The sequence below is a fragment of the Streptomyces sp. TOM-9 genome, from assembly GCF_056858595.1.
The window spans coordinates 4,997,069-5,020,997 of record NZ_JBXEQB010000001.1; the positions used below are offsets into that span (position 1 = coordinate 4,997,069).

At 72.6% G+C, this 23,929-nt stretch carries 25 protein-coding genes; 10 read left to right on the forward strand and 15 right to left on the reverse strand.

The window, feature by feature from the left end:
• Positions 1 to 17: 17 nt before the first annotated feature.
• Positions 18 to 296 carry a hypothetical protein gene (locus AC1VWI_RS23215; RefSeq protein WP_499512941.1) on the reverse strand — a complete coding sequence of 93 codons (279 nt, stop codon included), beginning with the start codon at positions 294 to 296 and terminating at the stop codon, positions 18 to 20.
• A gap of 477 nt (positions 297 to 773) precedes the next feature.
• Between AC1VWI_RS23215 and AC1VWI_RS23220 the strand changes: the two genes are divergently transcribed.
• The 7 genes from AC1VWI_RS23220 (at position 774) to AC1VWI_RS23250 (ending at position 6,003) form a co-directional block, all read left to right on the forward strand.
• Entirely contained in the window at positions 774 to 1,688 is a 915-nt protein-coding gene (locus tag AC1VWI_RS23220; RefSeq protein WP_499512942.1) for an ABC transporter ATP-binding protein, read from the forward strand.
• Positions 1,675 to 2,580, forward strand: a complete 906-nt coding sequence (locus AC1VWI_RS23225; RefSeq protein ID WP_499512943.1) for an ABC transporter permease — start codon at positions 1,675 to 1,677, stop codon at positions 2,578 to 2,580. The genes AC1VWI_RS23220 and AC1VWI_RS23225 overlap by 14 nt, the downstream gene beginning before the upstream one ends.
• Entirely contained in the window at positions 2,577 to 3,494 is a 918-nt protein-coding gene (locus tag AC1VWI_RS23230; RefSeq protein WP_499512944.1) for an ABC transporter ATP-binding protein, read from the forward strand. Before AC1VWI_RS23225 ends, AC1VWI_RS23230 begins: the two co-directional genes overlap by 4 nt.
• Before the next feature lie 23 nt (positions 3,495 to 3,517).
• Complete coding sequence (locus AC1VWI_RS23235; RefSeq protein ID WP_499512945.1) at positions 3,518 to 4,237, forward strand: ABC transporter permease subunit; 720 nt, start codon at positions 3,518 to 3,520, stop codon at positions 4,235 to 4,237.
• Between the two features lie 108 nt (positions 4,238 to 4,345).
• Entirely contained in the window at positions 4,346 to 4,603 is a 258-nt protein-coding gene (locus AC1VWI_RS23240) for a hypothetical protein (protein ID WP_499512946.1), read from the forward strand.
• A gap of 26 nt (positions 4,604 to 4,629) precedes the next feature.
• The gene (locus AC1VWI_RS23245) at positions 4,630 to 5,238 is read left to right on the forward strand and encodes a YceI family protein (RefSeq protein WP_499512947.1); all 609 of its coding nucleotides are present in this window, start codon (positions 4,630 to 4,632) and stop codon (positions 5,236 to 5,238) included.
• Between the two features lie 141 nt (positions 5,239 to 5,379).
• A complete protein-coding gene (locus AC1VWI_RS23250; RefSeq protein ID WP_499512948.1) occupies positions 5,380 to 6,003 on the forward strand; it encodes a rhomboid-like protein in 624 nt (207 codons plus the stop codon).
• Here AC1VWI_RS23250 and AC1VWI_RS23255 read toward each other — a convergent pair.
• From AC1VWI_RS23255 to AC1VWI_RS23295, 9 genes are all read right to left on the reverse strand, one after another.
• The gene (locus AC1VWI_RS23255) at positions 5,939 to 6,754 is read right to left on the reverse strand and encodes an HAD family hydrolase (RefSeq protein ID WP_499512949.1); all 816 of its coding nucleotides are present in this window, start codon (positions 6,752 to 6,754) and stop codon (positions 5,939 to 5,941) included. The two genes, AC1VWI_RS23250 and AC1VWI_RS23255, sit on opposite strands and share 65 nt — an antisense overlap.
• Positions 6,751 to 8,028 (reverse strand): serine--tRNA ligase, encoded by a 1,278-nt coding sequence (gene serS, locus AC1VWI_RS23260; protein ID WP_499512950.1) that lies wholly within the window; start codon positions 8,026 to 8,028, stop codon positions 6,751 to 6,753. The genes AC1VWI_RS23255 and serS overlap by 4 nt, the downstream gene beginning before the upstream one ends.
• Positions 8,029 to 8,612: 584 nt before the next feature.
• Positions 8,613 to 9,542 carry a prephenate dehydratase gene (gene pheA, locus AC1VWI_RS23265; RefSeq protein ID WP_499512951.1) on the reverse strand — a complete coding sequence of 310 codons (930 nt, stop codon included), beginning with the start codon at positions 9,540 to 9,542 and terminating at the stop codon, positions 8,613 to 8,615.
• A 36-nt stretch (positions 9,543 to 9,578) separates the two neighbouring features.
• Complete coding sequence (efeB, locus tag AC1VWI_RS23270; RefSeq protein WP_499512952.1) at positions 9,579 to 10,814, reverse strand: iron uptake transporter deferrochelatase/peroxidase subunit; 1,236 nt, start codon at positions 10,812 to 10,814, stop codon at positions 9,579 to 9,581.
• The gene (locus tag AC1VWI_RS23275; protein ID WP_499512953.1) at positions 10,811 to 12,691 is read right to left on the reverse strand and encodes a copper resistance CopC/CopD family protein; all 1,881 of its coding nucleotides are present in this window, start codon (positions 12,689 to 12,691) and stop codon (positions 10,811 to 10,813) included. The genes efeB and AC1VWI_RS23275 overlap by 4 nt, the downstream gene beginning before the upstream one ends.
• 10 nt (positions 12,692 to 12,701) lie before the next feature.
• Positions 12,702 to 13,157 carry a copper chaperone PCu(A)C gene (locus AC1VWI_RS23280; RefSeq protein ID WP_499512954.1) on the reverse strand — a complete coding sequence of 152 codons (456 nt, stop codon included), beginning with the start codon at positions 13,155 to 13,157 and terminating at the stop codon, positions 12,702 to 12,704.
• Entirely contained in the window at positions 13,154 to 13,819 is a 666-nt protein-coding gene (locus AC1VWI_RS23285) for an SCO family protein (RefSeq protein ID WP_499512955.1), read from the reverse strand. Before AC1VWI_RS23285 ends, AC1VWI_RS23280 begins: the two co-directional genes overlap by 4 nt.
• Before the next feature lie 77 nt (positions 13,820 to 13,896).
• The gene (locus AC1VWI_RS23290; RefSeq protein WP_499512956.1) at positions 13,897 to 14,661 is read right to left on the reverse strand and encodes a YcnI family copper-binding membrane protein; all 765 of its coding nucleotides are present in this window, start codon (positions 14,659 to 14,661) and stop codon (positions 13,897 to 13,899) included.
• Positions 14,662 to 14,757: 96 nt separating this feature from the next.
• Positions 14,758 to 15,492 (reverse strand): hypothetical protein, encoded by a 735-nt coding sequence (locus AC1VWI_RS23295; RefSeq protein ID WP_499512957.1) that lies wholly within the window; start codon positions 15,490 to 15,492, stop codon positions 14,758 to 14,760.
• Between the two features lie 211 nt (positions 15,493 to 15,703).
• Here AC1VWI_RS23295 and AC1VWI_RS23300 point away from each other — a divergent pair, with 211 nt between their 5' ends.
• Positions 15,704 to 16,150 (forward strand): ATP-binding protein, encoded by a 447-nt coding sequence (locus tag AC1VWI_RS23300; protein WP_018558220.1) that lies wholly within the window; start codon positions 15,704 to 15,706, stop codon positions 16,148 to 16,150.
• A gap of 64 nt (positions 16,151 to 16,214) precedes the next feature.
• On the opposite strand, the gene AC1VWI_RS23305 is transcribed toward AC1VWI_RS23300, so the two are convergent.
• Positions 16,215 to 17,672: an aminopeptidase P family protein gene (locus AC1VWI_RS23305; RefSeq protein WP_499512958.1), complete on the reverse strand. Its 1,458-nt coding sequence runs from the start codon at positions 17,670 to 17,672 to the stop codon at positions 16,215 to 16,217.
• 75 nt (positions 17,673 to 17,747) lie between these two features.
• A complete protein-coding gene (locus AC1VWI_RS23310; RefSeq protein ID WP_499512959.1) occupies positions 17,748 to 19,139 on the reverse strand; it encodes a PP2C family protein-serine/threonine phosphatase in 1,392 nt (463 codons plus the stop codon).
• A gap of 588 nt (positions 19,140 to 19,727) precedes the next feature.
• Between AC1VWI_RS23310 and AC1VWI_RS23315 the strand changes: the two genes are divergently transcribed.
• Together AC1VWI_RS23315 and AC1VWI_RS23320 are read left to right on the forward strand one after the other, a co-directional pair.
• Positions 19,728 to 20,390, forward strand: coding sequence for a bifunctional DNA primase/polymerase (locus tag AC1VWI_RS23315; RefSeq protein WP_499512960.1), 663 nt, complete (start codon positions 19,728 to 19,730; stop codon positions 20,388 to 20,390).
• A 148-nt stretch (positions 20,391 to 20,538) separates the two neighbouring features.
• Positions 20,539 to 21,069: a hypothetical protein gene (locus AC1VWI_RS23320; protein WP_499512961.1), complete on the forward strand. Its 531-nt coding sequence runs from the start codon at positions 20,539 to 20,541 to the stop codon at positions 21,067 to 21,069.
• 202 nt (positions 21,070 to 21,271) lie between these two features.
• Here AC1VWI_RS23320 and AC1VWI_RS23325 read toward each other — a convergent pair whose 3' ends face one another.
• From AC1VWI_RS23325 to AC1VWI_RS23335, 3 genes are all read right to left on the reverse strand, one after another.
• Positions 21,272 to 22,243 (reverse strand): DUF5926 family protein, encoded by a 972-nt coding sequence (locus AC1VWI_RS23325; protein ID WP_499512962.1) that lies wholly within the window; start codon positions 22,241 to 22,243, stop codon positions 21,272 to 21,274.
• Between the two features lie 110 nt (positions 22,244 to 22,353).
• A complete protein-coding gene (locus AC1VWI_RS23330) occupies positions 22,354 to 22,875 on the reverse strand; it encodes an ATP-binding protein (RefSeq protein WP_499512963.1) in 522 nt (173 codons plus the stop codon).
• A 158-nt stretch (positions 22,876 to 23,033) separates the two neighbouring features.
• Positions 23,034 to 23,918 carry a glycerophosphodiester phosphodiesterase gene (locus tag AC1VWI_RS23335; protein WP_499512964.1) on the reverse strand — a complete coding sequence of 295 codons (885 nt, stop codon included), beginning with the start codon at positions 23,916 to 23,918 and terminating at the stop codon, positions 23,034 to 23,036.
• Between the last annotated feature and the right edge of the window lie 11 nt (positions 23,919 to 23,929).

The window sequence follows — 23,929 nt, forward strand, 5'->3', positions numbered from 1 at the left end:
CTCCCGTTGACGTCACGTCAGGCCGTCCCCACCGCGGGGGACCGCGTCGAGCGGACCGCCCGAGGGCAAGCGCACCAGCACCACCACGGCGCCGGACACGGCGCCCGCTCCAGCGGATCCGTCCGGACTCCCCGGACGACGGGCGCACACAGCGGCCCGCGCCGGAGCACGGCAGTGAGCACCACGAGCACCACCCCGAGCAGGACCACGAGCACCACCCCGATCAGGACCACGAGCACGATGACGAGGACGACGATGCCGGAGACGACCCGCACCCCCGGGGCTGTGACGGTCACCGCCGGCTCGACCCGGCCCCACACGCGGCGGGACACCCCGGTCCGCGACGGAGCCACGGACCGTCCGGTCGCCGACCCGCCCGCGCACGACGGCGGCCCGTACCGCCGCATCCGCGCGTACGGCGGAGCAGGCACGTACCGCCCACGCACGCCCCGCACCCCCACGCCCCGCACACCCCCGCGCCCCTCACGCGAGCGCGACCCGCGCACTGCCGCGCGCCCGCGCCCGCACCCCACGACCCGACGCAGCGCCACGCGGCACCACCGCGGGGTCCGGCCCGTCGGGGGCGACCGGTGGAGCCGACCGTGCTCCCGGACGACGCCCCGCCACGGCTGAACCGCGCGACCCGCAGGAGGAACCCCGCCAAGACGGACGCACCGCAGCGCCTCCCCTACGGGGGAGTCAACCCCAAGGACTACGCACAACCGCCCCCCAGACTGACGACGGGGTGTGGCCCGCGCCACTAGGTTCGTGGCGTGACTGTGATCGCTACCGAAAGCCTGACGAAGCGGTACCCGAGGGTGACCGCTCTGGACCGGCTCACCGTCGACATCGCACCCGGCGTGACCGGGTTGGTCGGTGCCAACGGAGCCGGCAAGTCGACCCTGATCAAGATCCTCCTGGGGTTGGCGCCGGCCACGGAAGGCCGGGCCGCCGTCCTGGGCATGGATGTGGCGACAGAGGGCGCGGCGATCCGCGCCCATGTGGGCTACATGCCGGAGCACGACTGCCTGCCCCCGGACGTGTCGGCGACGGAGTTCGTCGTCCACATGGCCCGTATCTCGGGGCTGCCGCCGGCCGCCGCGCGAGAGCGCACCGCGGACACGCTCCGCCACGTCGGCCTGTACGAGGAGCGGTACCGCCCCATGGGCGGGTACTCCACGGGCATGAAGCAGCGGGTGAAGCTGGCCCAGGCGCTGGTCCACGACCCCCGGCTGGTGCTGCTCGACGAGCCGACGAACGGGCTGGACCCCGTCGGCCGCGACGACATGCTCGAACTGATCCGGCGCGTCCACACCGAGTTCGGCATCTCCGTGCTGGTCACCTCCCACCTGCTCGGTGAACTGGAGCGCACCAGCGACCACATCGTCGTCATCGACGGCGGCTCCCTGCTGCGCTCCTCCTCGACCAGCGACTTCACCCAGGCGACCGCCTCGCTCACCGTCGAGGTCACCGAGCACGAGGACGAGCTGGTGGAGAAGCTGACCGCCGCCGGGCTCAACGCGCACGCGGACGGCCGGCTGGTCATGGTCGACATCGACGGGGACGAGACGTACGACGCGGTCCGCGACGCGGTCGCGGAGCTCGGCACGGGCCTGGTGCGCATGGAGCAGCACCGGCACCGCATCGCCGAGATCTTCCGGGGAGGGGACGAGCATGACGCAGCTTGAGGGCAGGACGCCCGCCGCCGACGTCATCCACGACATCGGTTACCGGCACTACGACGGCCCGCGCCTGGGCCGCGGCTACGCGCGCACGTCGCTGTACGTCCAGAGCCTGCGCAGCGCGTACGGGCTCGGCCGTTCGGCGAAGTCCAAGGTGCTGCCGATGATCCTGCTGGCCGTGATGTGCGTTCCGGCCGGGATCATGGTCGCGGTGGCGATCGGCACGAAGGCGACCAAGCTGCCGATCGAGTACACCCAGTACGCGATCATCATGCAGGCGGTCATCGGCCTCTACCTGGCGGCGCAGGCCCCGCAGGCCGTCTCGCTGGACCTGCGGTTCAAGACGACCCCGCTGTACTTCTCGCGTCCGATCGAGGCGGTCGACTACGTCGCGTCGAAGTTCGCCGCGCTGACCACGGCGCTGTTCATCCTCACCGCGACGCCGCTGCTGATCATGTACATCGGGGCGCTGCTGGCCAAGTTCGACGTGAGCGACCAGAGCGCGGGCTTCGCCAAGGCGATGCTCGCCGCCCTGCTGCTGTCGCTGCTGTTCGCGGGCATCGGCCTGGTCATCGCGGCGCTGACGCCGCGCCGGGGCTTCGGCGTCGCCGCGGTCATCGCCGTGTTCACGCTCTCGTACGGCGCGGTGACCAGCGTCCAGGGCGTCGCCTCGATCAACGGCAACGCCGACGTGATCGGCTGGCTCGGCCTGTTCTCGCCGATCACGCTGATCGACGGCGCGCAGACCTGGTGGCTGGGGGCGACCTCCAGCTTCCCCGAGGGCGCGGGCCCGAAGGACGCGGTCGTCGGCACGGTCTACCTCCTCGTCCTCCTCGCCGTGATCGCCGGCTCCTTCGGCCTGCTGATGCGCCGCTACCGAAAGGCCGTACTGTCGTGACCACCCTGTCCATCGACCACGTGTCCCGCTGGTTCGGCAACGTCGTCGCCGTCAACGACGTGACGATGACGATCGGCCCCGGCGTCACCGGGCTGCTCGGCCCCAACGGCGCGGGCAAGTCCACCCTGATCAACATGATGGGCGGCTTCCTGGCCCCCTCGGCCGGCACCGTCACCCTCGACGGCGCCACGGTCTGGCGCAACGAGCAGGTGTACCGGCACATCGGCATCGTCCCCGAACGGGAGGCGATGTACGACTTCCTGACGGCCCGGGAGTTCGTGGTCGCCAACGCCGAACTGCACGGGCTGGCGGACCCGGGGGCGGCGGCGCAGCGCGCCCTGGCCACGGTCGAGATGGAGTTCGCCCAGGACCGCGCGGTCTCCACGTACAGCAAGGGCATGCGGCAGCGCGCCAAGATGGCCTCCGCGCTCGTGCACGACCCGTCGGTGCTGCTGCTGGACGAGCCCTTCAACGGCATGGACCCCCGGCAGCGGCTGCACCTGATGGACCTGCTGCGGCGGATGGGCGCCGAGGGCCGCACGGTGCTGTTCTCCTCGCACATCCTGGAGGAGGTCGAGCAGCTGGCGAGCCACATCGAGGTGGTCGTCGCCGGCCGGCACGCCGCCTCGGGAGACTTCCGCAAGATCCGCCGGCTCATGACGGACCGGCCGCACCGCTACCTGGTGCGCTCCAGCGACGACCGGGCGCTCGCCGCCGCGCTGATCGCGGACGGGTCCACGGCCGCCATCGAGCTGGACTGGAAGGAGCGGGCGCTGCGCATCCAGGCGATCGACTTCGCCGGCTTCACCGAGCTGCTGCCGCGCGTCGCGCGGGAGCGGGGCATCCGGCTCTTCACGGTCTCGCCGTCCGACGAGTCCCTGGAGAGCGTCTTCTCCTACCTGGTCACGGCGTAGGCACACGGCTGTAAGGAGCTCCGATGTTCAATCCCACCGTGGCCAGGCTGACCTACCGGGGGCTGCTGGGCCGCCGCCGGGCCCTGGTCCTGTTCGCCCTGCCTGCGCTGCTGATCCTGATCTCCGTGGCGGTGCGGGCGCTGGTCGGCGCCGACGACTCCATCGCGAGTTCGGTGCTGGGCGGTTTCGCGCTGGCGACGATGGTGCCGCTGGTCGGCGTGATCGCCGGTACCGGCGCCATCGGGCCGGAGATCGACGACGGCTCGATCATCTACCTGCTGGCCAAGCCGGTACGGCGGCCGACGATCATCGTCACCAAGCTGCTGGTCGCCATCGCGGTGTCGGTGGTCTTCTCGGCGGTGCCGACGCTGATCGCCGGGTTCATCCTCAACGGCAACAGCCAGGGCATCGCGGTCGCGTTCACCGCGGCGGCGGCGGTCGCCTCCGTCACGTACGCGGCGATCTTCCTGCTGCTGGGCGTGGTGACCCGGCAGGCCGTGGTCTTCGGCCTGGTCTACGCGCTGATCTGGGAGTCGCTGATCGGCAGCCTGGTACCCGGGGCGCGCACGCTGAGCGTGCAGCAGTGGGCCCTGGCGCTGGCCCAGAAGATCGCCGGCGAGGGCACGGTGACCTCCGACGTGGGGCTGCCGCTCGCAGTGGTGCTGCTGGTCGGCGTCACCCTCGCCGCGACGGCCTTCGCGGGGCAGCGGATGCGGTCGCTGACGCTGGCCGGCGAGGAGTGATCGTTCCGGCCTAGGGCCCGTCCCACCGTAAGCCGCCCGGGTGGTCTTCTTCCGCCCGGGCGGCCCTGCTCCCCCGACGTCCGCACATCGGATTGTCAGATGTGCGGCGTGACGTCCGAGACTCCGCTGCTCTTCGCCGTGGGTGTGTTCCTGGCCGCCCTCGGCCTGCTCATCGCGCTGTTCAGCCCGGAGCTGGCCCACCGCATCGACGCGCTCGCCGGGCGTGCCGCCGCCGGGCTCCGCCGCCGGTGGTCCCGTGACCGGGGCCGCCGGCGCTTCGTCCTCGTCCCCCGGAAGTGGGCTGGATCACAGGACTCCTTGAGAATTCAAGGGAATGTCGCTACCGTGAAGGAGGTTGAATCGTAAACCAACGCGTCCCCAAGGAGTTAGTCATGGGCCTGTTCAATCGCAAGAGCGATGCCAACGAGACCGCTGCCGTCACCACCGCGCCGTCCGCCGACCTGGCGCACCTGACCGGCGAGTACACGATCGACCCGACCCACAGCGAGGTCGGCTTCGCCGTGCGCCACGCGATGGTCACCACCGTGCGCGGCCAGTTCGCGGAGTACGAGGGCAAGCTGCAGCTGGACGGCAGCAAGCCGGCCAACTCCTCCGCCGAGGTCACCATCAAGGTCGTCAGCATCGACACCAACCAGGCCCAGCGCGACGAGCACCTGCGCACCGGCGACTTCTTCGACGCCGCCACCTACCCGGAGATCAGCTTCCGCAGCAGCTCCGCCGAGCAGGTCGACGACGAGACCTACCGCATGCACGGTGACCTCACGATCAAGGACACCACCAAGCCGGTCTCCATCGACTTCACCTACAACGGCTCCGCCACCGACCCCTACGGCAACCTCCGTGTCGGTTTCGAGGGCTCGACGACCGTCAACCGCGGCGACTGGGGCCTCACCTACAACGCGGCCCTCGAGGGCGGCGGCGTCCTGATCAGCGACAAGGTCAAGCTGACCTTCGACATCTCCGCGATCAAGGCGGCCTGAACCCGCTGAAGCAGCCGTCCCCCTGCCGCACGATGGAGGGGATGGCAACGGACGAGACGGCCGGCACCGCCGGCACCGGGCCGCCGCACCGCACCGAGCGGCGCGGCGGCCCGGGTCGTCGTCCCCGAGGTGCGGGCCTGGGTGCGCTCCGCCCCCGGGACGCACGTCTGGCTGCTGGCCCTCGCCGTGACCAGCGGCATCATGGCGGCCGCCCCGCCGGACCTGCGGTCCTTCCTGCTGCACCACAACAGCACCAACCTGGCGGAGCTCGGCTCCCAGCCGGTGCGGGCGCTGGTCGGCAGCGCGCTGTGGACCGAGTCCCCGGCGGCCTTCGGGCTGTACGCGCTCTGCTTCGAGGCCGTCCACGCCCCCGCCGAGCGCTGGCTGGGCACCCGGCGCTGGCTCGGCGTCGTGGCCCTGGCCCACGTCGGGGCGAGCGTCCTCAGCCAGCAGGCCGTGCTGCTCGGCATCCACGCGGACCGGCTGCCGGCCTCGCTCGCCCACACCGTCGACATCGGCGTCAGCTACGGGCTGGCCGGGGCCATCGGCGTGCTCACCCACCGGGTACGACCGCCCTGGCGGCTGCCCTACCTGCTCGCCGCCGCGGGCTTCTTCGCCTACCCCCTGGTCACACCGGGCCGCACCTACACCGACCTCGGGCACGTCATCGCCCTGCTGATCGGCCTCGCGTGCCGCGGGCTCACGCCCCGGGGAAGAGCCGCTCCAGGACCAGGGCGATCCCGTCCTCGCCGTTGGAGGCCGTGACCTCGTCGGCGGCCGCCTTCAGCAGCGGGTGGGCGTTGCCCATCGCGACGCCGTGGGCCGCCCACTCGAACATCGGCAGGTCGTTGGGCATGTCACCGAAGGCGATGGTCTCGGCGGCCGTCACACCCAGCCGGCGGGCGGCCAGCGACAGCCCCCGGGCCTTGGACAGCCCCAGCGGCAGCAGCTCCACGATGCCCGTACCGGACATCACGGCGCTGACCAGGCCCCCGGCGGCCGTGGTCGCCGCGTGCGCGAGCTCGTCGTCGCCCAGTCGCGGATGCTGGACGTAGAGCTTGCTGACGGGCGACGCCCACAGCCCCTCCACGTCGTCCACCTCGCCGCCCACCGGCAGCTCCGAGTCGAACAGCCGGTAGCCGGGGCCGAGCACGATGTCGCCGTCGATGCCGTCGAGCGCCGCCGCCACGGCCAGCGGGCCGGTCTCCGCCTCGATCTTGGCCAGCGCCGTCCGGGCGGTCTGCCGGTCCAGCGTGACCGAGGTCAGCAGCCGCCGCTCGCCCGCGTGGTAGACCTGCGCGCCCTGCATGCAGACGGCCAGGCCCTCGTAGCCCAGGTCCTCCAGGACGTGCACCGTACGGGCCACCGGGCGGCCGGTGACGACGATGTGATCGGCACCCGCCGCGGTGGCCGCAGCGAGCGCCTTGCGCGAACGTCCGGAGACGGTGTGGTCGGGGCCGAGCAGCGTGCCGTCGAGATCCGTCGCGACCAGACGGTAGGGGAGCGGGGCGGTCACTTGGCTACCGGCTCCAGCACCTCACGGCCGCCCAGGTACGGGCGCAGCACCTCGGGGACGCGGACCGAGCCGTCGGCCTGCTGGTGGTTCTCCAGGATGGCGACGATGGTGCGCGGGATGGCGCACAGGGTGCCGTTGAGTGTGGCCAGCGGGCGGGTGCCGTTCTCGTCCCGCAGCCGCACGGAGAGCCGGCGGGCCTGGAACTCGGTGGTGTTCGAGGTCGAGGTCAGCTCGCGGTACTTGCCCTGGGTGGGGATCCACGCCTCGCAGTCGAACTTGCGCGCCGCCGAGGAGCCCAGGTCACCCGAGGCCAGCTCGATCACCCGGAAGGGCAGCTCGAGCGAGGTCAGCCACTGCTTCTCCCACTCCAGCAGCCGGGCGTGCTCGGCCTCGGCGTCCTCGGGGCGGGTGAAGACGAACATCTCCACCTTGTCGAACTGGTGGACGCGGATGATGCCGCGGGTGTCCTTGCCGTACGAGCCCGCCTCGCGCCGGTAGCAGGGCGAGAAGCCCGCGTAGCGCAGCGGCAGCTTCGACGCCTCGATGATCTCGTCCATGTGGTACGCGGCGAGCGGGACCTCGGAGGTGCCGACCAGGTACAGGCCGTCCTTCTCCAGGTAGTACACGTCGTCCTCGACCTGGCCGAGGTAGCCGGTGCCGGCCATGGCCTCCGGCTTGACCAGCGTCGGGGTCAGCACCGGGACGAAGCCGGCCGCGGTGGCCTGCGCGATGGCCGCGTTGACCAGGGCCAGCTCCAGCAGGGCGCCGGGGCCGGTCAGGTAGTAGAAGCGCGAGCCGGAGACCTTGGCGCCGCGGTCGACGTCGATGGCGCCGAGCAGCTCGCCGAGGTCGATGTGGTCCCTGGGCTCGAAGCCCTCGGCCGCGAAGTCGCGCGGGCTGCCGATGACCTCCTTGACGACGAAGTCCTCCTCGCCGCCGACGGGGGCGTCCGGGTGGACGATGTTGCCGAGCTGCAGCAGCAGGCGCCGCGCCTCCTCGGCGGCCTCGTGCTGCTCGGCGTCGGCGGTCTTCACGGCGGCCTTGAGCTGCTCGGCCCGCTTCAGCAGCTCGGCCCGCTCCTCGCCCTGGGCCTTGCCGACCAGCTTGCCCAGCGACCTCTGCTCCGCGCGCAGCTCGTCGAAGCGGGTACTGGACGACCTGCGCCGCTCGTCTGCGGAGAGCAGGGCGTCGACGAGCGCGACGTCCTCTCCACGGGCGCGCTGGGAGGCGCGCACACGGTCGGGGTCCTCACGAAGCAGGCGAAGGTCAATCACGGGAACAGGCTACCGGTGCGCCGGGTGCCGACGCGACAAGTTAAGTGCTTTATGGGGTGTTATGTCCGCTTCGAAAGCGGGCTGCGGGAAAAGCCGTACTGCCGATAATGGCGGGTCGGTTACCGTCAACCGAATTCTTCGCGTCCCTCCGGGGAGGGCATGTGGCCTGTGGACAAAGGCAGTTGGGGCAGGTCCGGAGCGGAGAGTTATCCACAGGGGGAGGGGTGTCCCCCTCACTTGTCCACAGCGGGTGTGGATGGGCTGTGGAAGATGGACCTGATCATTCCGCAGGGTGGGTGCGGGGGCATGGATTCCCGGTTCAAACCCTCCTAACACTCACTTTCGAGTGAGAACTCTTCCCTCTATCGAGTTGTTCGAAGGTATTGGGATGACGAATGATGACCTGGGGGTCTGTGGGACCAGTTGGCGCGAGTGTGCCGATTTGTCGATCTGGCGGTTCCTTGGGCGACTTGTTCTGTCGACTTATCCCCAGCCCGCGGCAAGGGCCTGTGGATAACGCGGTGGACAACCGAAGGGGCCACCGGTTGTTCACCGAGGCCCCCGGGAAGCGGTGCGCGAGCGCCTCAGACCCGCCCGTCCAGGGCGCGCCCCAGCCAGTCCGCCGCGGCCGTGAACTCCTCGTCCGTGGTCCCCTTGCGCTGCTGCGGCGGCACCTCGTCCGCGCGCGGGTACGAGCCGAGGAAACGCACCTGCGGACAGATCCGCTTCAGGCCCATCAGCGCCTCGCCGACCCGGCGCTCGGTGATGTGCCCCTCGCAGTCCACCGAGAAGCAGTACCGGCCGATCCCCTCGCCGGTCGGCCGCGACTCGATGCGGATCAGGTTCACCCCGCGCACCGCGTACTCCTGCAGCAGTTCCAGCAGCGCGCCGGGGTGGTCGTCGCCCAGCCAGAACACCGCCGAGGTCTTGTCGGCGCCGGTCGGCGCGACCGGCCGGGCCGGACGGCCGACCAGCACGAAACGGGTCTCGGCGTTCGCCGCGTCGTGGATCTGCGTGGCCAGCGGCTCCAGCCCGTACGTCGGCGCCGCGAACTCGCCCGCGAACGCCGCGTCGTACCGGCCCTCCGCCACCAGTCGGGCCCCGTCCGCGTTCGACGCCGCCGACTCCCACGCGGCGTCCGGCAGGTGCGCCGTCAGCCACTTGCGGACCTGCACCTGCGCCGCCGGATGACCGGTGACCGTCTTGACGTCCCCGAGCCCCGTACCCGGGCGCACCAGCAGCGCGAACGCGATGTGCAGCCGCACCTCGCGGTAGATCATCAGCGGGGTGCCCGCCGCCAGTTCGTCCAGCGTCGCGGTGATGCCGCCCTCCATCGAGTTCTCGATGGGCACCAAGGCCGCCGCGGCCTCCCCGCTGCGCACCGCGTCGAGCGCGGCCTGCACCGAGACCATCGGTACCAGCTCGCGTGTGGCGGCCTCCGGAAGCGTCCGGAGCGCGGCCTCGGTGAAGGTGCCCTCAGGGCCGAGATAGGTGTAACGGCTCGCCGGCGACATGTCTGTCAGCCTAGGCCCTGCCGCCGAGGTCCCGCCTCAGGACTCCAGCAGCCGCTGGCCGACGTACTCGCCCGGTGCCGCGCCGCCCGGGACCGCGAAGAGCCCGCTGGCCTCGTGCCGCAGGAAGCGCGACAGGCCGTCGCCCCGGTCGAGTTTGCGCTGCACCGGCACGAACCCCTTGAGCGGGTCGGCCTGCCAGGCCACGAAGAGCAGCCCGGCGTCCGGTGCGCCGTCGTCACGGTAGCCGTCGTGGTACGAGTACCCGCGCCGCAGCATCGCCGCGCCGCCGTTGGAGGCCGGGGCGGCGACGCGGACGTGCGCGTCGGCGGCGATCGCGAAGGTACGGCCGTCCGGGCCGACCTTGTCGAGGTCGGGCTCGCTCGCCTCGGTGCCGCCGGACAGCGGGGCGCCGTCGGCCTTGCGCCGCCCGATCACCTTCTCCTGGCGCTCCTGGGGGAGGTTGTCCCAGGTGTCCAGCAGCATGCGGATGCGCCGGACGACCGCGTAGGAACCGCCCGCCATCCACTGCGGGGAGCCGGAGGCGGGGACGAAGACGCGGGCGTCGAAGTCGGGGTCGGAGGGCCGGGGGTTGTTGGAGCCGTCGACCTGGCCCATCAGGTTGCGGGCGGTGCGCGGCTCGGCGGTCGTGCCCGGGGTGCGGTTGAAGCCGTTCATCTGCCAGCGCAGCGTCGCCGTGCCCGCGGCCTCCTTCTGCAGCACGCGCAGGGCGTGGAAGGCGACCAGCGCGTCGTCGGAGCCGATCTGGATCCACAGGTCGCCGTCGCTGCGCCCGCGGTCGAGCGCGTCGGAGGCGAAGTCGGGCAGCGGGGCGAGCGCCTGCGGCATCCGCCCGGTCAGCTCCGTCCCGGCGAAGAAGCCGCGCCCGAAGCCGAAGGTGACGGTGAGCGAGGACGGCCCGGCGTCCAGGGCGATCTGGTTGTCGCCCGACGGGGCCCGGCCCTCCGTCATCGCCTCGGCCGCCGCCGACCAGCGGCGCAGCAGCGCCGCGGCACCCTTGCGCCCGGCGCCCGCGGCCAGGTCGAAGGCGACCAGGTGGCCGCGGGCCTGCAGCGGGGTGGTGATGCCGGCCTGGTGGGTGCCGTGGAAGGGGACGGCCGTGGCGCCGACGGAGGTCAGCGCCGTGGCCTCGTCCCGCGTGGCGTGCGCGGTGACGGCGCCCGAGGTGCCGCCCACGAGCAGTCCCGCGGCGCCCGCCGCTCCGGCGGTGCCGAGCAGACGGCGCCGCGAGAGGTCCTGAGGACGGTCGTTCATGAGCCGATCTTCACTACCTTCGTGCGGGTGACCTGGTCGATGTCCGAGGTCCGTACGGTCACGGCGACCGTCCACTCCCCGGGGACCGGGATCTGGACGTTCTCGGCACTCCAGTGACCGGTGTCGATCTTGCCCAGCGTCACCGGGATGGGGCCGATCTTCTTGGACTTCAGGGTGAAGGAGACCTGCACCTCGGGGACGTCGAAGGCCCGTCCGTCGGGGGCGGTGACCAGCAGGTGGAGCTCGTTCTCGGCGACGCCGCCCGGGTCCAGGGTCACCTCCGCCTCGCCCTTGCCGTTCGTGCCGCCCGTGTCGAACGGGATCCTCACGTCCAGCGGCTCGGGCACCTCGGACACCGGCGCGGAGGCCTGCTGCTGCGCCGCGCCCTCCTCGGCGGCCCTGCCCGGCTGGGTGCCGGTCAGCAGCGTCGTGACGGCCAGCACCACGACCGCGACGGCCACCTCCGCCAGCACCGACTTGCGCAGGCCCGTGCGCTCGGTGTCGGCGTCGCGGTCCTTGCGGGCCCGCTCCTTGGCCAGCGCCGCCTCCTGGCGGGCCAGCTGTTCGGCGCGCTCGGACGCACCCCCGCCCCCGCCGCCCTTCCGTCCCACGGCGACCGGCTGGGCGACGGCGGCCTTGCCGCGGACGGCCGTGTCGCCGAGCCGCGCGGTCCAGCGGCGGGACAGCCAGGCCAGCTCCACCAGGAGGATGACCAGGCCGATCTTGACCAGCAGCAGCTGGCCGTAGCCGGTGGACACCAGCGCGTCCCAGGAGCCCAGCTGGCGCCAGGACTGGTAGACGCCGGTGACGACCAGGGTCACCACCGCCCCGAAGGCGATCCGGGAGAAGCGCTGCACCACCGCCCGTTCCACGCGCTGCCCGCCCCACAGCGCGACCAGCAGTGCGGTGAGACCGCCGAGCCAGACGGCCATGGCCAGCAGGTGCACGATGTCGACGGGCATCGCCACCGAGGCCTGGATGCCGACCGAGGCGTGCTCGGCCATGGCCCACGTCGCGGCCAGGCCGACCGATACGACCGTGCCGCCGATGGCCAGGCCCCAGGCGAGGTCCTGGCGTTCGACCGGGTCCTCCCGCTTGGCCCAGCTGCCGAAGAGCACGGCGATGAACACCGCGCCCGCGGCGAGCAGCAGCAGCCGGGACACCAGCGCCGCGCCGGGCCGGGTGTCCAGGACGTCCCGTACGCCGCCGAGGTCGAAGGCGTCGCCCAGCCCGCCCCCGTCGGCGTAGGGGGCGCGCAGCATCAGCAGCAGTATCGTCGCGGCGACCATCGCGGCCCAGCCGGCGGCCACCAGCCGCCGCATCGACCGCGTCCGCGCGCCGTCCGGCCAGCACACACCGATGAAGAACGCGGCGCCGACCAGCAGCGCGAAGCCGAGGTAGGCGGCGTAGCGGGCGATGTCGTACAGGGTGCCGACGGCGCCCCCGCCCACCTCCTGGTCGGGCAGCTGGACGGAGGTCTTGGAGGGCGCGCCGATGGAGAAGGTGAAGGCGCCCGCGACCGGGTGGCTGTCGGCCGAGACGACCTTCCACGCCACGGTGTACGTGCCGTCGCCGAGCCCCGGGCGCAGGGCGACGGCCGCGGTCGTGCTGCCCCTGCCGCCGTCGTTCGCGTCGCCGGTCTCGGCGCGCTTGCCGTCCGGGCCGAGGACCCGGATGGAGTCCTTCGACAGCAGCACACCCTCGGAGAAGGACAGCCGCACCTGCGCCGGCGCGGTCTTGACGACCGAACCCTGCGCCGGGTCGGAACCGACGAGCGCGGCGTGCGCGGACGCCGGTGCCGCGGTGCCGAGCAGCAGGCCGAGCACGGCGAGCGGTACGGCCAGCAGCCGCAGCGCGGACTTCGTCATCACCCTCATGGCGCTCTCCTCAGTCCCCCGGGTGGTAGCCCGCGGGCTTGACCGGGACCCGTACGTCGATGGTGTCGGCGTCGTCGAAGTGCAGCCGCAGCGAAACCTGCTCGCCGGCCGCGGGCTTGTGCTCCAGGTTCGTCAGCATCAGGTGGTTGCCGCCGAGCGCGAGAGTGAGCCGCCCGCCCGCCGGGACCGTGAAGGAGGTCACCCGGCGCATCCGGTTGTCCTCGGTGCTGTGCAGGGTGATGTCCCCGGACAGGTCGCTGGTGACGGAGGTCAGCCGGGCGTCCCGGTCGCCGGTGTTGCTGACGGTGAAGTAGCCGGCCGCCATGTCCGCCAGCGCGGGCTGCGGGATGTAGGCGCCGCTCACCGTCAGTTCGGGGCCGTCCGGTGACCCGGAGCAGGCCGTGGCGCCGAGCAGCACCAGGGCCGCCGCCACGGGGATCCGCCGCAGGGAGCGGGCCGGGGTCACGGCGTCCGCCCCGCGATGATCTTCGGCAGGTCGGCGGCGAACTCCTCGGACGTCGTGCCCGACATGTACAGCGCGTGCGCCTTGTCGTCCTTCGGCGAGTACGCGATGACCTGGGCGCCGTGCGTCACGGTGATGCTGCCGTCCTTCTCCTTCACCGGCTTCTCCACGTCCACGCCGAGCGAGCGCGCGCCCGCCTGGATCGTGGCGAAGTCACCGGTGAGGCCGACGAAGGACTTGTCCTGCGCGCCCAGCCACTCGCCGAGCCGCTGCGGGGTGTCGCGTTCGGGGTCGGTGGTCACGAAGACCACGACGAGCTCGTCCTGCTCGGCCGCGGGCAGCTTCGACTTGGCGATGGCGATGTCGCTCATCGTCGTCGGGCAGACGTCCGGGCAGTGGGTGTAGCCGAAGAAGAGCAGGGTCGGCCGGCCCTTGGTCCGCTCGACGAAGTCGTACGTCGTGCCGTGCGTGTCCGTGAGGATCATGTCCGGCTTCTCGAACGGCGTGTCCAGGACGGTCGCGGCCTTCGGTGTCCCCTCGACGGAGACGACCGGCTCGGCGCCGGAGGTGTCCGCCCCGCCGTCCGGGCCGCCGCAGGCGGCGAGGGTCAGGGCGAGTGCGGCGACGGCGGCGGCCGAGGCTGCCGCCCTGAGGGTGGTACGCATCAGGGGTTCCCCAGGAATTCGTTGCGGCGCCGGGGCGGCCGCGGTGCGTGCGCGGCGGCCGCCCCGGCGATGGTGCGTCAGGCGGACGGGGTGCCCGTGCCGCGGCGGCGGCCGGCCAGCACGCCGAAGGCGACGCCCAGCACGCCCACGACGATGCCGACGATGCCCAGCACCCGGGCCGTGGTGTCACCGGCGTCGGCGGAGGCGGTCTTCTCGGTGGCGCCGTCGCCGGACGCCGAGACGGCCTCGGCCTTGGCGTCGTCCTTCTTGTCGTCCGAGGTGGCGGCGTCGTGACCGTGGCCGTCGTCCGCGGCGTCGGCCAGGGTCAGCACGGGCGCCGGGTGCTCCGGCTCCTCCTGGCCCTCCTGCTGCTCCTCGATCCAGCGCACGACCTCCTTGTTGTCGTACGTCTGGAGCGCCTTGAAGACCAGCTGGTCGGTGTCCTCGGGCAGCGGGCCCAAGGAGACGGGGAACTGCTGGAACTCGCCGGGCTTGATCTTCCCGCCGCTCCAGGTGATCTTCGTGACGGCCTCGGTGAGGTCGCCGTGCCCGGTCTTCAGCGGGGTCTTGAGCTTGGTCCTGGTGATCTGCACCGTCCAGCCGGGAACCGGCTGGGTGGAGACGGAGGCGATCGGGTGGTCGCCCGGCAGGTTGACCTCGACCTTGATCGTCGAGGCCTTGTCGTCCTCGTTGGGGACCTTGAACGCGACCGTGCTGTAGCCGCCCTTGGCGGCGTTGCCGGGCTGGACGCTCACGTGCGCGAAGGCGGGGACGGCGGTGGCGAGCACGGCCGCCCCGGTGACGGCGGCGAGGGCGGTGGCGCGGCGCATGACGGTGTTCATGATGCGGAGACTCCACGGTGACGGAGGGAAGGTGACGGATGGCACGCGTGCGGCGCGCGCGACTCCGCCCTCGTACGTCGGTGGAGCGGGTCGCGTTCAGGCCGCGAGGGCGTACGCCGGCGGACCGCGCCGGGCCAGGCTGTGCCGCAGCAGCGCCGTGCGCGGCACGCGGGTGGAGCCGCCGGTGCGGCTCGGGGCGAGGACGGCGCGGGGCGCGGCCGGGCTGCCCGTCAGCAGGAGGCGTACGAGCGCGACGGCGTGGCGCAGGGCGCCGCCCGACAGTTCGGCCAGCCCGCGGGCCGACAGGGCGACCAGCCGCCACAGCGCGGCCTCGCCGCGGCGCAGCAGCCAGCCGGCGGTCACCGCGGCGACCACGTGCCCGAGCAGCATGGGGAGGCTGTAGGAGAGCATCGTGCTCTCGGCGGCCGCGGAGGGCATGCCGGGCATCGCGGGCATGCCCACCATGTGACCCGTCCCGGCCGCGGAGTGCGCGTGGGAGCGCAGCGCCGCCGTCCGTTCGTCGCAGAGCAGCCGCCCGGCGATCTCGGCTATCCCGCCGGCACCGCAGACCCCGCCCACGTTGAACAGCACGTGCAGCACGAGTTGTCCGCCCGCGAGCCCGGTCGCGATGGCGGGCATCGAGCGCTCCCGCCCGGCGAGCGGGGCGACGACCGCGAAGACGACCAGCCAGCCCACCGCCAGCGTCCAGCCGGGCACCCCGTGCCCCGACGCCAGCATGTGCGCGCCCGCGGACAACACGACGCAGACCGCGGTGAACACCGCGGCCCGCAGCAGTCGCAGATCGGCGCCGGCGCGCACGGGGGTAGACATGACGGGCGTCATCCTCTCACCGCGGGCCCGCCTTGCGAACGGCGGGTCCCGGAACACGCCGGTCTGTGCTATGCGTCCGGCGGCGTTCCTACACCCGCCTGAGGAGCGACGGCATCCGCCGTATGGCTGGCATCACGTCAACGCCACGCTTACCGACCGTGTTTCGGGGCAATACGTATCGGTATGTCGAGCCGCAGCCAGGAGGCTGAGCATGAGCATCTGGTGGTCCCTCCACTTGCGGCGCGAGGCTGCGAGCGTTCCGCTCGCCCGCCGGCTCCTGCTGGGGACGATGGAGACCGCCGGGGTGGACCCCGACATCTCCTACGACCTGTCGGTCGCCCTCACCGAGGCCTGTGCCAACGCCGTTGAGCACGCCGCCCACGGCGAGTACCGGGTGACGGCCCGCATCGAGGGCGACCGCTGCCGCATCGAGGTGGCGGACTCCGGCCCGGGCTTCGCCCCGGACCTGCGCCGTACGCACCACTCCGTACGTCCGCTGGCGAAGAAGGACCAGCACGCCGAGCACGGGCGCGGGCTGTTCCTGATCGAGGCGCTGGTGGACCACGTCCACTTCCACAACCGTCCCGGGCACGGGGCGGTGGTCAGTTTCGACAAGATCCTCAAGTGGCGGGACGACTCGCTGCTCAAGGTCTCCTGACGCACGGAGGCCGGGGCCCCACGGAGGTCCGCGGGGCCCCGGCCGTCGGTCCGGGCGGCGGGGGTCAGCCCTTGAGGGCGGCCATCCAGCGCTCGACCTCGTCGGAGCGGCGCGGCAGGCCGTCGCTGAGGTTCCGGTTGCCGTCCTCGGTGACGAGGATGTCGTCCTCGATGCGGACGCCGATGCCCCGGTACTCCTCCGGCACGGTCAGGTCGTCGGCCTGGAAGTACAGGCCGGGCTCGACCGTGAGGACCACGCCCGGCTCCAGCGTGCCGTTGACGTAGGTCTCCGTGCGGGCGGCGGCGCAGTCGTGGACGTCCAGGCCGAGCATGTGGCCGGTGCCGTGGAGGGTCCAGCGGCGCTGCAGGCCGAGTTCGAGGACGCGCTCGACCGGGCCCTCGACCAGGCCCCACTCGACGAGCTTCTCGGTGAGCACGCGCTGGGCGGCGTCGTGGAAGTCGCGGTAGGCGGCGCCCGGGCGGACGGCGGCGATGCCGGCCTCCTGCGCCTCGTACACGGCGTCGTAGATCTTCCGCTGGATGTCGCTGTACGTGCCGTTCACCGGCAGCGTGCGCGTGACGTCGGCGGTGTAGAGGCTGTGGGTCTCCACGCCGGCGTCGAGCAGCAGCAGGTCGCCGGAGCGGACCGGGCCGTCGTTGCGGACCCAGTGCAGGGTGGTGGCGTGCGGGCCGGACGCGCAGATGGAGCCGTAGCCGACGTCGTTGCCCTCGACACGGGCGCGCAGGAAGAACGTTCCCTCGATGTAGCGCTCGGAGGTCGCCTCGGCCTTGTCCAGGACCCGGACGACGTCCTCGAAACCGCGCGCGGTGGAGTCGCAGGCCTTCTGCAGCTCGCCGATCTCCCACTCGTCCTTGACCAGCCGCAGCTCGGACAGGAACTCCTTCAGCTCGGCGTCGCGCTCGGCGGTGACCTTGTCGGTCAGCGCGGCCTCGATGCCGGCGTCGTAGCCGCGGACGACCCGGACCGGGCCCGTGGCCCCGCGCAGCACGTCGGCGACCTTGCGGACGTCGGCGCACGGCAGGCCCAGCAGGACCTCGCCCTCGGTCAGGCTGTGGCGGCGGCCGGTCCACAGCTCGCCCTGGCCGTCCAGCCAGAACTCGCCGTTCTCCCGGGAGGAGCGGGGGAGCAGGTAGGCGGTCGCGTCGTGAGATCCGTCACCGTTGGGCTCCAGGACCAGCACGGCGTCCTGGGTCTGGTCGCCGGTGAGGTGCACGTACTCACTGGCGGCACGGAAGGGGTAGTCCGTGTCGTTGGCGCGGGTGCGCAGGTTGCCGGCCGGGACCACCAGCCGCTCGCCGGGGAAGCGCGCCGACAGCGCCGCGCGCCGCTTGGCGGCGTACGGTGCCTGCTCGATCGGCTGCAGGTCGCGCAGTTCGGTGTCGGCCCAGCCGGACTTCATCACCTCGGTGAGCTCGTCGGAGACGGCCGGGTACAGGCCGTTCTTCCGCTGCTTGATGGGCTCGTCGCCTTCCGGGGTCTCCGGAGCGCGGTCCTCGGCCACGTCATGCCTCCTCGCAGTAGACCACCCCATCGTAAGTGGGTGCGCGGGGAGGACCGGCGGCGGTCCCGCCGGTGGTCAGTCGAAGCGGGCGGCGAGCAGGACGACGTCCTCGGTCGGGTGGGGGTCCTCACGGTCGCCCGGGAGCATGGTGTGCAGGACGTGCTCCACCAGCTGCGCCGGGTCGTCCCGGGCGGTCCGCGGGGCGGACGCCGCGGCCGCGTGCAGGCGGGCGAAGGCACGGTCGACGGGATCGCCGGTGCGGTGCAGCAGGCCGTCGGTGTAGAGCAGCAGGGTCTCCCCGGCCAGCGCCCGGAACTCGACGCTGGGCGCCTCCCAGCAGCTGAGCATGCCCAGTGGCGCGGACAGCGAGGTCTCCACGTACTCGACCCGGTGCCCGCCGACGATCAGCGGGGGACAGTGCCCGGCCCCGGCGACCACGACCTTCCGGGAGGCCGGCTCGGCGTAGGCGAACAGGGCCGTCGCCGACCGGGCGGGCTCGGTCAGCCGCAGCAGCAGCTCGAGGTCGGACAGGACCGCGACCGGGTCCTCGCCCTCCATCACCGCGTACGCCCGCAGGGAGGCCCGCAGCCGCCCCATCGCGGCGACCGCGCTCATGCCGCCGCCGCTCACGCCGCCGACCGACAGCCCCAGCGCGCCCTCGGGCAGCGGGAGGGCGTCGTACCAGTCGCCGCCGCCCCCCGCGGCCGGGCGGTGCCGCACGGCCAGACGGACCCCGGGGACCCGGGGCAGCCGGGTCGGCAGCAGCTCCTGGCGGAGCGTGGCGACGGTGGCGCGGCTGCGGTCGAGTTCGAGCAGCCGGGCGAGGTGCTCGGCGGCGTGGCGGCAGTACAGGCCGATGAGGTGGCGCTGGCGTTCGCCGGGTTCGGCCGGCTCGTCGTAGAACCACAGGGCCGAGCCCAGCCGGCCGGCGGAGTCCGCGGACAGCCGGAGGGCGTAACTGGCGCCGAAGCCGAGCCGCAGGGCGACCTCGCGGTGGCGCGGGCCGAGTCCGGGCTCGCGGCACAGGTCGGTGTGGATCTCCTCCGCCGGCACCGCCTCGGGCGCGGCGGGCAGCGGGACGGTCTCCAGGGCGCCGAGTTCGGCCGGGCCGAGGCCGAGGCCCACGACGGTGGCCGGACCGAGCCGGTCGACGGGGGAGACGGCGGCCAGACCGCGTCGCGCACCGACCAAGGTGCCGCCGGCGCGCAGCAGTTCGCGCAGTGCGTCCTGCAGGGTCGCGGTCCTGGCCAGCCGCTCCGTGAGCTCGTGCAGGGTGGTCAGGTCGGAGATCCAGGAGGCCATCCGGTCCTGGGCCGCGGCGAGTTGGCCGACCGGATCCGGCGTCCCGGAAGGTGCGTCCGGGTCGCCCGGATGGGATTGTTGTTCGACCGCGGGGGAGGAAGTGTGCGCCGGTGTCGGAATGGGTGGGTCGATTCCGGCCACTTTCGGTAGGCGCGCGGCGCTCATGGCCGTCGGCTTTCACGCTCTTCGTCGTGACGCGGCGACGGCTCCGCAGAGCAGCGCATTTCCGTCAATAGCATCGCAAACCCCCAAGCTCGTGCTGCGCCGCTATCAATGGATTACCTTGTACCGCCTACTCGTGGGTGTGTCCAGGATTGCCCAGGTGGAAGGGCTGGTGTCGGCGCGTCCGAGGAGATGCAGGACTATGGCCGAAAAAGGGCACCGCGTGCCACAATTAGTTGTCGACTGAAGGGGTTCGACAGCGCGTCATATCCATCGCAGCGGGTACGTAAGGGATGGGAGTTGGCGGCCGCAGGAACCCGGCGTCCTGCCAGGGCGTCATAGACGGAGACGGCCGACCCTCCCCCCATGGCGGGGTGTTGCACAGCCAGCGGGACCGCACACAGCAGCAAACGCAAGCACACGCAGCAGTTCCCAGCACTCCGCAGGACGAACAAGCGCCAGTGTGCGCCACCCCCCGCCACGTTCCACGCTCGGCTCGAGACGTGATGCGCTGCCTCGTAAGCGGTGTGTTCCAGATTACGTTGTGTCATGGGCAGATCCCTGAGCGCCAACGGAAAGGAACGAGCGCAGATGCGCGAGATCCTCGGAAAGCGACGCAAGAGCAGTCCGGAGCTGCTGCGTGCGGCGCTCACCTGCGCCGAGCGGTGGCAATGGCCCGTGGTGCCCGGAGCCGGTACGGACGCGCGGGGCGGATGCGCCTGCCTGCGGCCCGACTGTCCGGTGCCGGGCGCCCATCCGCACGATCCGGGCCTCCTCGCGGCGACCCGCGATCCACGGATGGTCCGCTGGTGGTGGACGCGGCGGCCGGACCAGCCGCTCGTGCTGGCCACGGGCGACCGGGTCTCGGCGGTGAGCCTGCCGGCCGTCGCGGGAGCGCGGGCGCTGGGCGTCTTCGACAAGCTGGGGGTGCGCACCGGCCCGGTCGTGGCCACCCCCACGCGCTTCGCGGTCCTGGTGGAGCCGTACTCGCTGGAGGAACTGGGCGAGTTGCTCGACCGCCACGAATGGGTGCCGACCTCGCTGCGGTACCACGGCGAGGGCGGCTACCTCGTCCTGCCGCCCTCGCCGGTCGGATCCGACGGCTCCGACGGCACCGCGGGGGCGCGCTGGGTCCGGCGGCCGGTGGTGGACCCGGGCGACCGGACGCCGTGGCTGCCCAGCGTGCGGGTGATCGTCGACACCCTGGTGCAGGCGGGCCGCACGGCGCCGGACGGCAGCCGGCTCTCGTACTGAGCGGGTCCCGGTGACGGGTCCCGCGGGAGGTGGGTGACGGTCGCCGTCCCCGTCGGTCGTCACTCGTTCGGGTAGGAGCGGGGGCCGTTGCCCTGCGAACGGGCAACGGCCCCCGCTCCATGTCCGTTTCTCCCGCTATGTTCTGTGCATGATGCGTGCGCCGAACCTGCGGATGGCCGCCCTCGCCACGGTCGTGGCCGTCGCCGCGATGCTGCCCCTGACCGGCGCCACCGCCGGGCCCGTCCTCCCCGCGGTGCCCGTGGACGTCACGACGGCGCTCACGGACGACAAGCCCCTGTCAAGCGGTCCCGGTGTCTTCGACTCCCTGCCGAAGCTGGCCGGATCCGAACGCCAGACCGCATCCTGCGGTCCCCAACTCACCTCCGCGCAAGGCCTGCGGGCGCAGACCTGCACCATCGACGAGGACGGCGACACCTGGGCGCGCACGTACTGGAGCAACACCACGGGGCGGCCCCTGGACGGGGTGCTGAGCCTCATGCGGCCCGACGGCCGGACCGTACAGGCGCGGTGCGTCATCACCGCGGACGCGGGGAGCGGGAGCTGCGAGACGCCGCGCGAGCCGACGGTGGCGGGGGCGGCGGAGCCGTACACGGCGGTGGCGGAGATCGCCGAGCGGGGCGGGGAACGCCCGTTGCTGCGCAGCGGATCCGCGTACTGACCCGCGCATGGAAACGTCCGGTCGCTGGCGACGGGGGATGCACCAGCGACCGGACTGTTTAAACGGTAACAAGACTTCGCCCGTACGCAAATCCGGGGTACGGGTTCCGGCCCGCGTTCAAGGCCCGGCCGACAGCGGCTGTGACCAGGATCACCCGGACGCGATCATGGCCTGAACTGCGGCTACCGGCGCGGGAGACCGGTCAGCTCAGGGTGATCTGCCGGTTGGTGAAGCCGCTGCGCGCCCGCCGCTCCTCCGCCGTCAGCGGGGTCGTCCGCTCCAGCACCTCGGCCAGCCGCTCGCCGAAGGCCGCCGCCGGCTTCTCGACCTCGTCCGCGAAGACGCCCGTCGGCAGGTCCCACACCGGGACGACCAGCCCGTGCGCCCGGAACGAGCCCACCAGCCGCGTGCCCTCGCCCAGCGACGAGGCGCCCGCGGCGTGCAGCCGGGCCAGTGCGTCCAGCAACTGCTCCTCCGGGTGCGGCATGACCCAGCGCAGGTGGTTCTTCTCCGGGGTCTCGCACCAGTACGCCGCGTCGACACCGGTCAGCCGCACGGTCGGGATCACGGCCGCGTTCGCGCGCTCCAGCGAGGCGGCGACCTCGCCGGTGGCGGACTCCGCGTCCTCCAGCCAGAACTCGAAACCGGTGTGCACCACGGGCTCGAACGCGGCGTCCAGGTCCAGCAGGTCCTGCAGCCGGGGACCCTCGGGCGCCGGGCGCTCCCCGCCCACCGGGTTGCCCGGCTCCGCCTGCAGCGCGCGCAGCAGGGTGTCGGCCAGGTCCCGGCTGATGTCCCCGGACGCGGTGTCGTTCTGCAGGCCCAGCAGCACTGTGCCGGTGTCACGGCGCAGCCCCGGCCACGCCATCGGCAGCACGGTCGCCAGCGTGACGGACGGCACGCCCTCCGGCAGCGGGTCCTTGAGCGTCAACTCGGCCGTGGCGGCGGGCACCAGCTCGCGCAGCGCCACCCAGTCGCACTCGGCCGGCAGGCCCTCGAAGGGCCGTCGCACCAGCTCCGTCACCGCGTGCGCCGCCTCACGGCCGTGGCACGCCTTGTAACGCCGTCCCGAGCCGCACGGGCAGGGTTCCCGGGCCCCGACGACGGGGATCTCCCCGTCGGTGATCTGCGGGCGGACAGGGGCCTTCGTCTTCGTCGGGCGCTTCTTCGCCATGGCTCGATCTCTCCCGGTAACGGCGGTGTTCCGGCCGTGAGCCTAGCGCCACGCCGTCCGCCCTCATCGGAGGTCGCGCCTGTGGAGGCCGCGCAACTCCCCTGCGGGGGCTACGGGAGGTCGTCGAAGGGGTCCGCGAAGTCGATCGGGATGTCGAGTTGGGGCACGAGGTCGTCGCGCCGCGCGTGCCGGCTGCGCACCGCGAGCATCGCCCACACCGTGACCTCGCCGGGAGCGTCGCGCACGCCCCAGCGCAGCGACAGATTCCGCACGATGCCGAGCCCGCGGCCGCCGCGGGCGGTGAGCGAGGGGCTGGCCGGAAGCGGGCGGGTGGGCCCGCCGCCGTCGGTGACCTCCACCGTCAGCAACCCGTCCTCGTCGATCCCCCAGGCGGCCCTGATGCCGCTGCCGCCCGAGGACGGCGCGTCCTCGCCCAGCGGCCGGGCGTGCCGGCAGGAGTTGCTCAGCAGTTCCGACAGGATGAGCACCGCGTCGTCGACGACCGGCTCCGCGACCCCGTACGCACACAGTTCCTTGCGCAGCCTGCGCCGCGCCTCGGCCACGCCCGCCGGACCATGAGGCAGGGCCATGGTCGAGGACGTCGGCACCTCCTGGGCCACCACCAACGCCACCCCCGAGACCTCCTTCACCCCACGCCACGGGATGGATGCCCTCTCGTTCTGGGCCGGAAACCGGCCAACTGCGATCTCTTGGGGCACACACAACGATCGAACAGGTTCCGAACGCGCCGGTGCACACCACCCGGGGAGGGAGGGAGTCCGTATTCCCTTCAGCAGCGCCCGAGTTGGGCCAGAACCTGCCTCGGGCGGTTGGTGATGACGGCGTCGACGCCCAGTCGCACGCAGAGTTCGACGTCCTCGGGTTCGTTCACCGTCCACACGTGCACCCGGTGCCCCGCCTCGTGCAGCCGCTCCACGTACCCCGGGTTGGCGCGCAGGATGCGGATGCCCGGCCCGGCGATCCCCACCCCGGCCGGCAGCCGGCCGTCGCGGTGCCGGGGCAGTACGTACTGCATCAGGAAGACGGTCGGCAGGTCGCGCGAGGCCATCCGGATCCGGCGCAGGGAACGGGAGGAGAAGCTCATGACACGGACCCGGGACGGCTCGCCCGGCTCGGGCCACAGCATCCCGAACCGGTCCAGCAGCTCCACCAGCCGTTCCTCGACCTGCCCCGCCCAGCGCGTGGGGTGCTTGGTCTCGATCGCCAGCTCCACCCGGCGGCCGGTGTCCGCGACCAGTTCCAGCAGCTGCTCCAGGGTCAGGACGCGGCTGAGCTCGTCCGGGTCGCCGTCGGTGCGGTCGGGGGCCTCGGCGTCGGCGTCGAGGAGGGAACGCAGCTCCGCGGACGGGCGCCGCCGCGACCCGCCGGCCCTGCCGGCCCCTCCGGCACCCGGCTGCGCCTTCCAGCTGCCGAAGTCCAGGCTCCTCAGGTCCGCGAGCTCCAGCGCGGAGACCGCGCCCCGTCCGTTGGAGGTGCGGTTCACCCGGCGGTCGTGCACACAGACCAGGGTGCCGTCGGCGGTGAGGCGTACGTCGCACTCCAGGGCGTCCGCGCCGTCCTCGATCGCCTTCCGGTAGGCGGCGAGCGTGTGCTCCGGGGCGTCCTCGGACGCTCCCCGGTGAGCCACGACCTGGATCGCGCGGAGATCAGTCACCGGGCTATCGT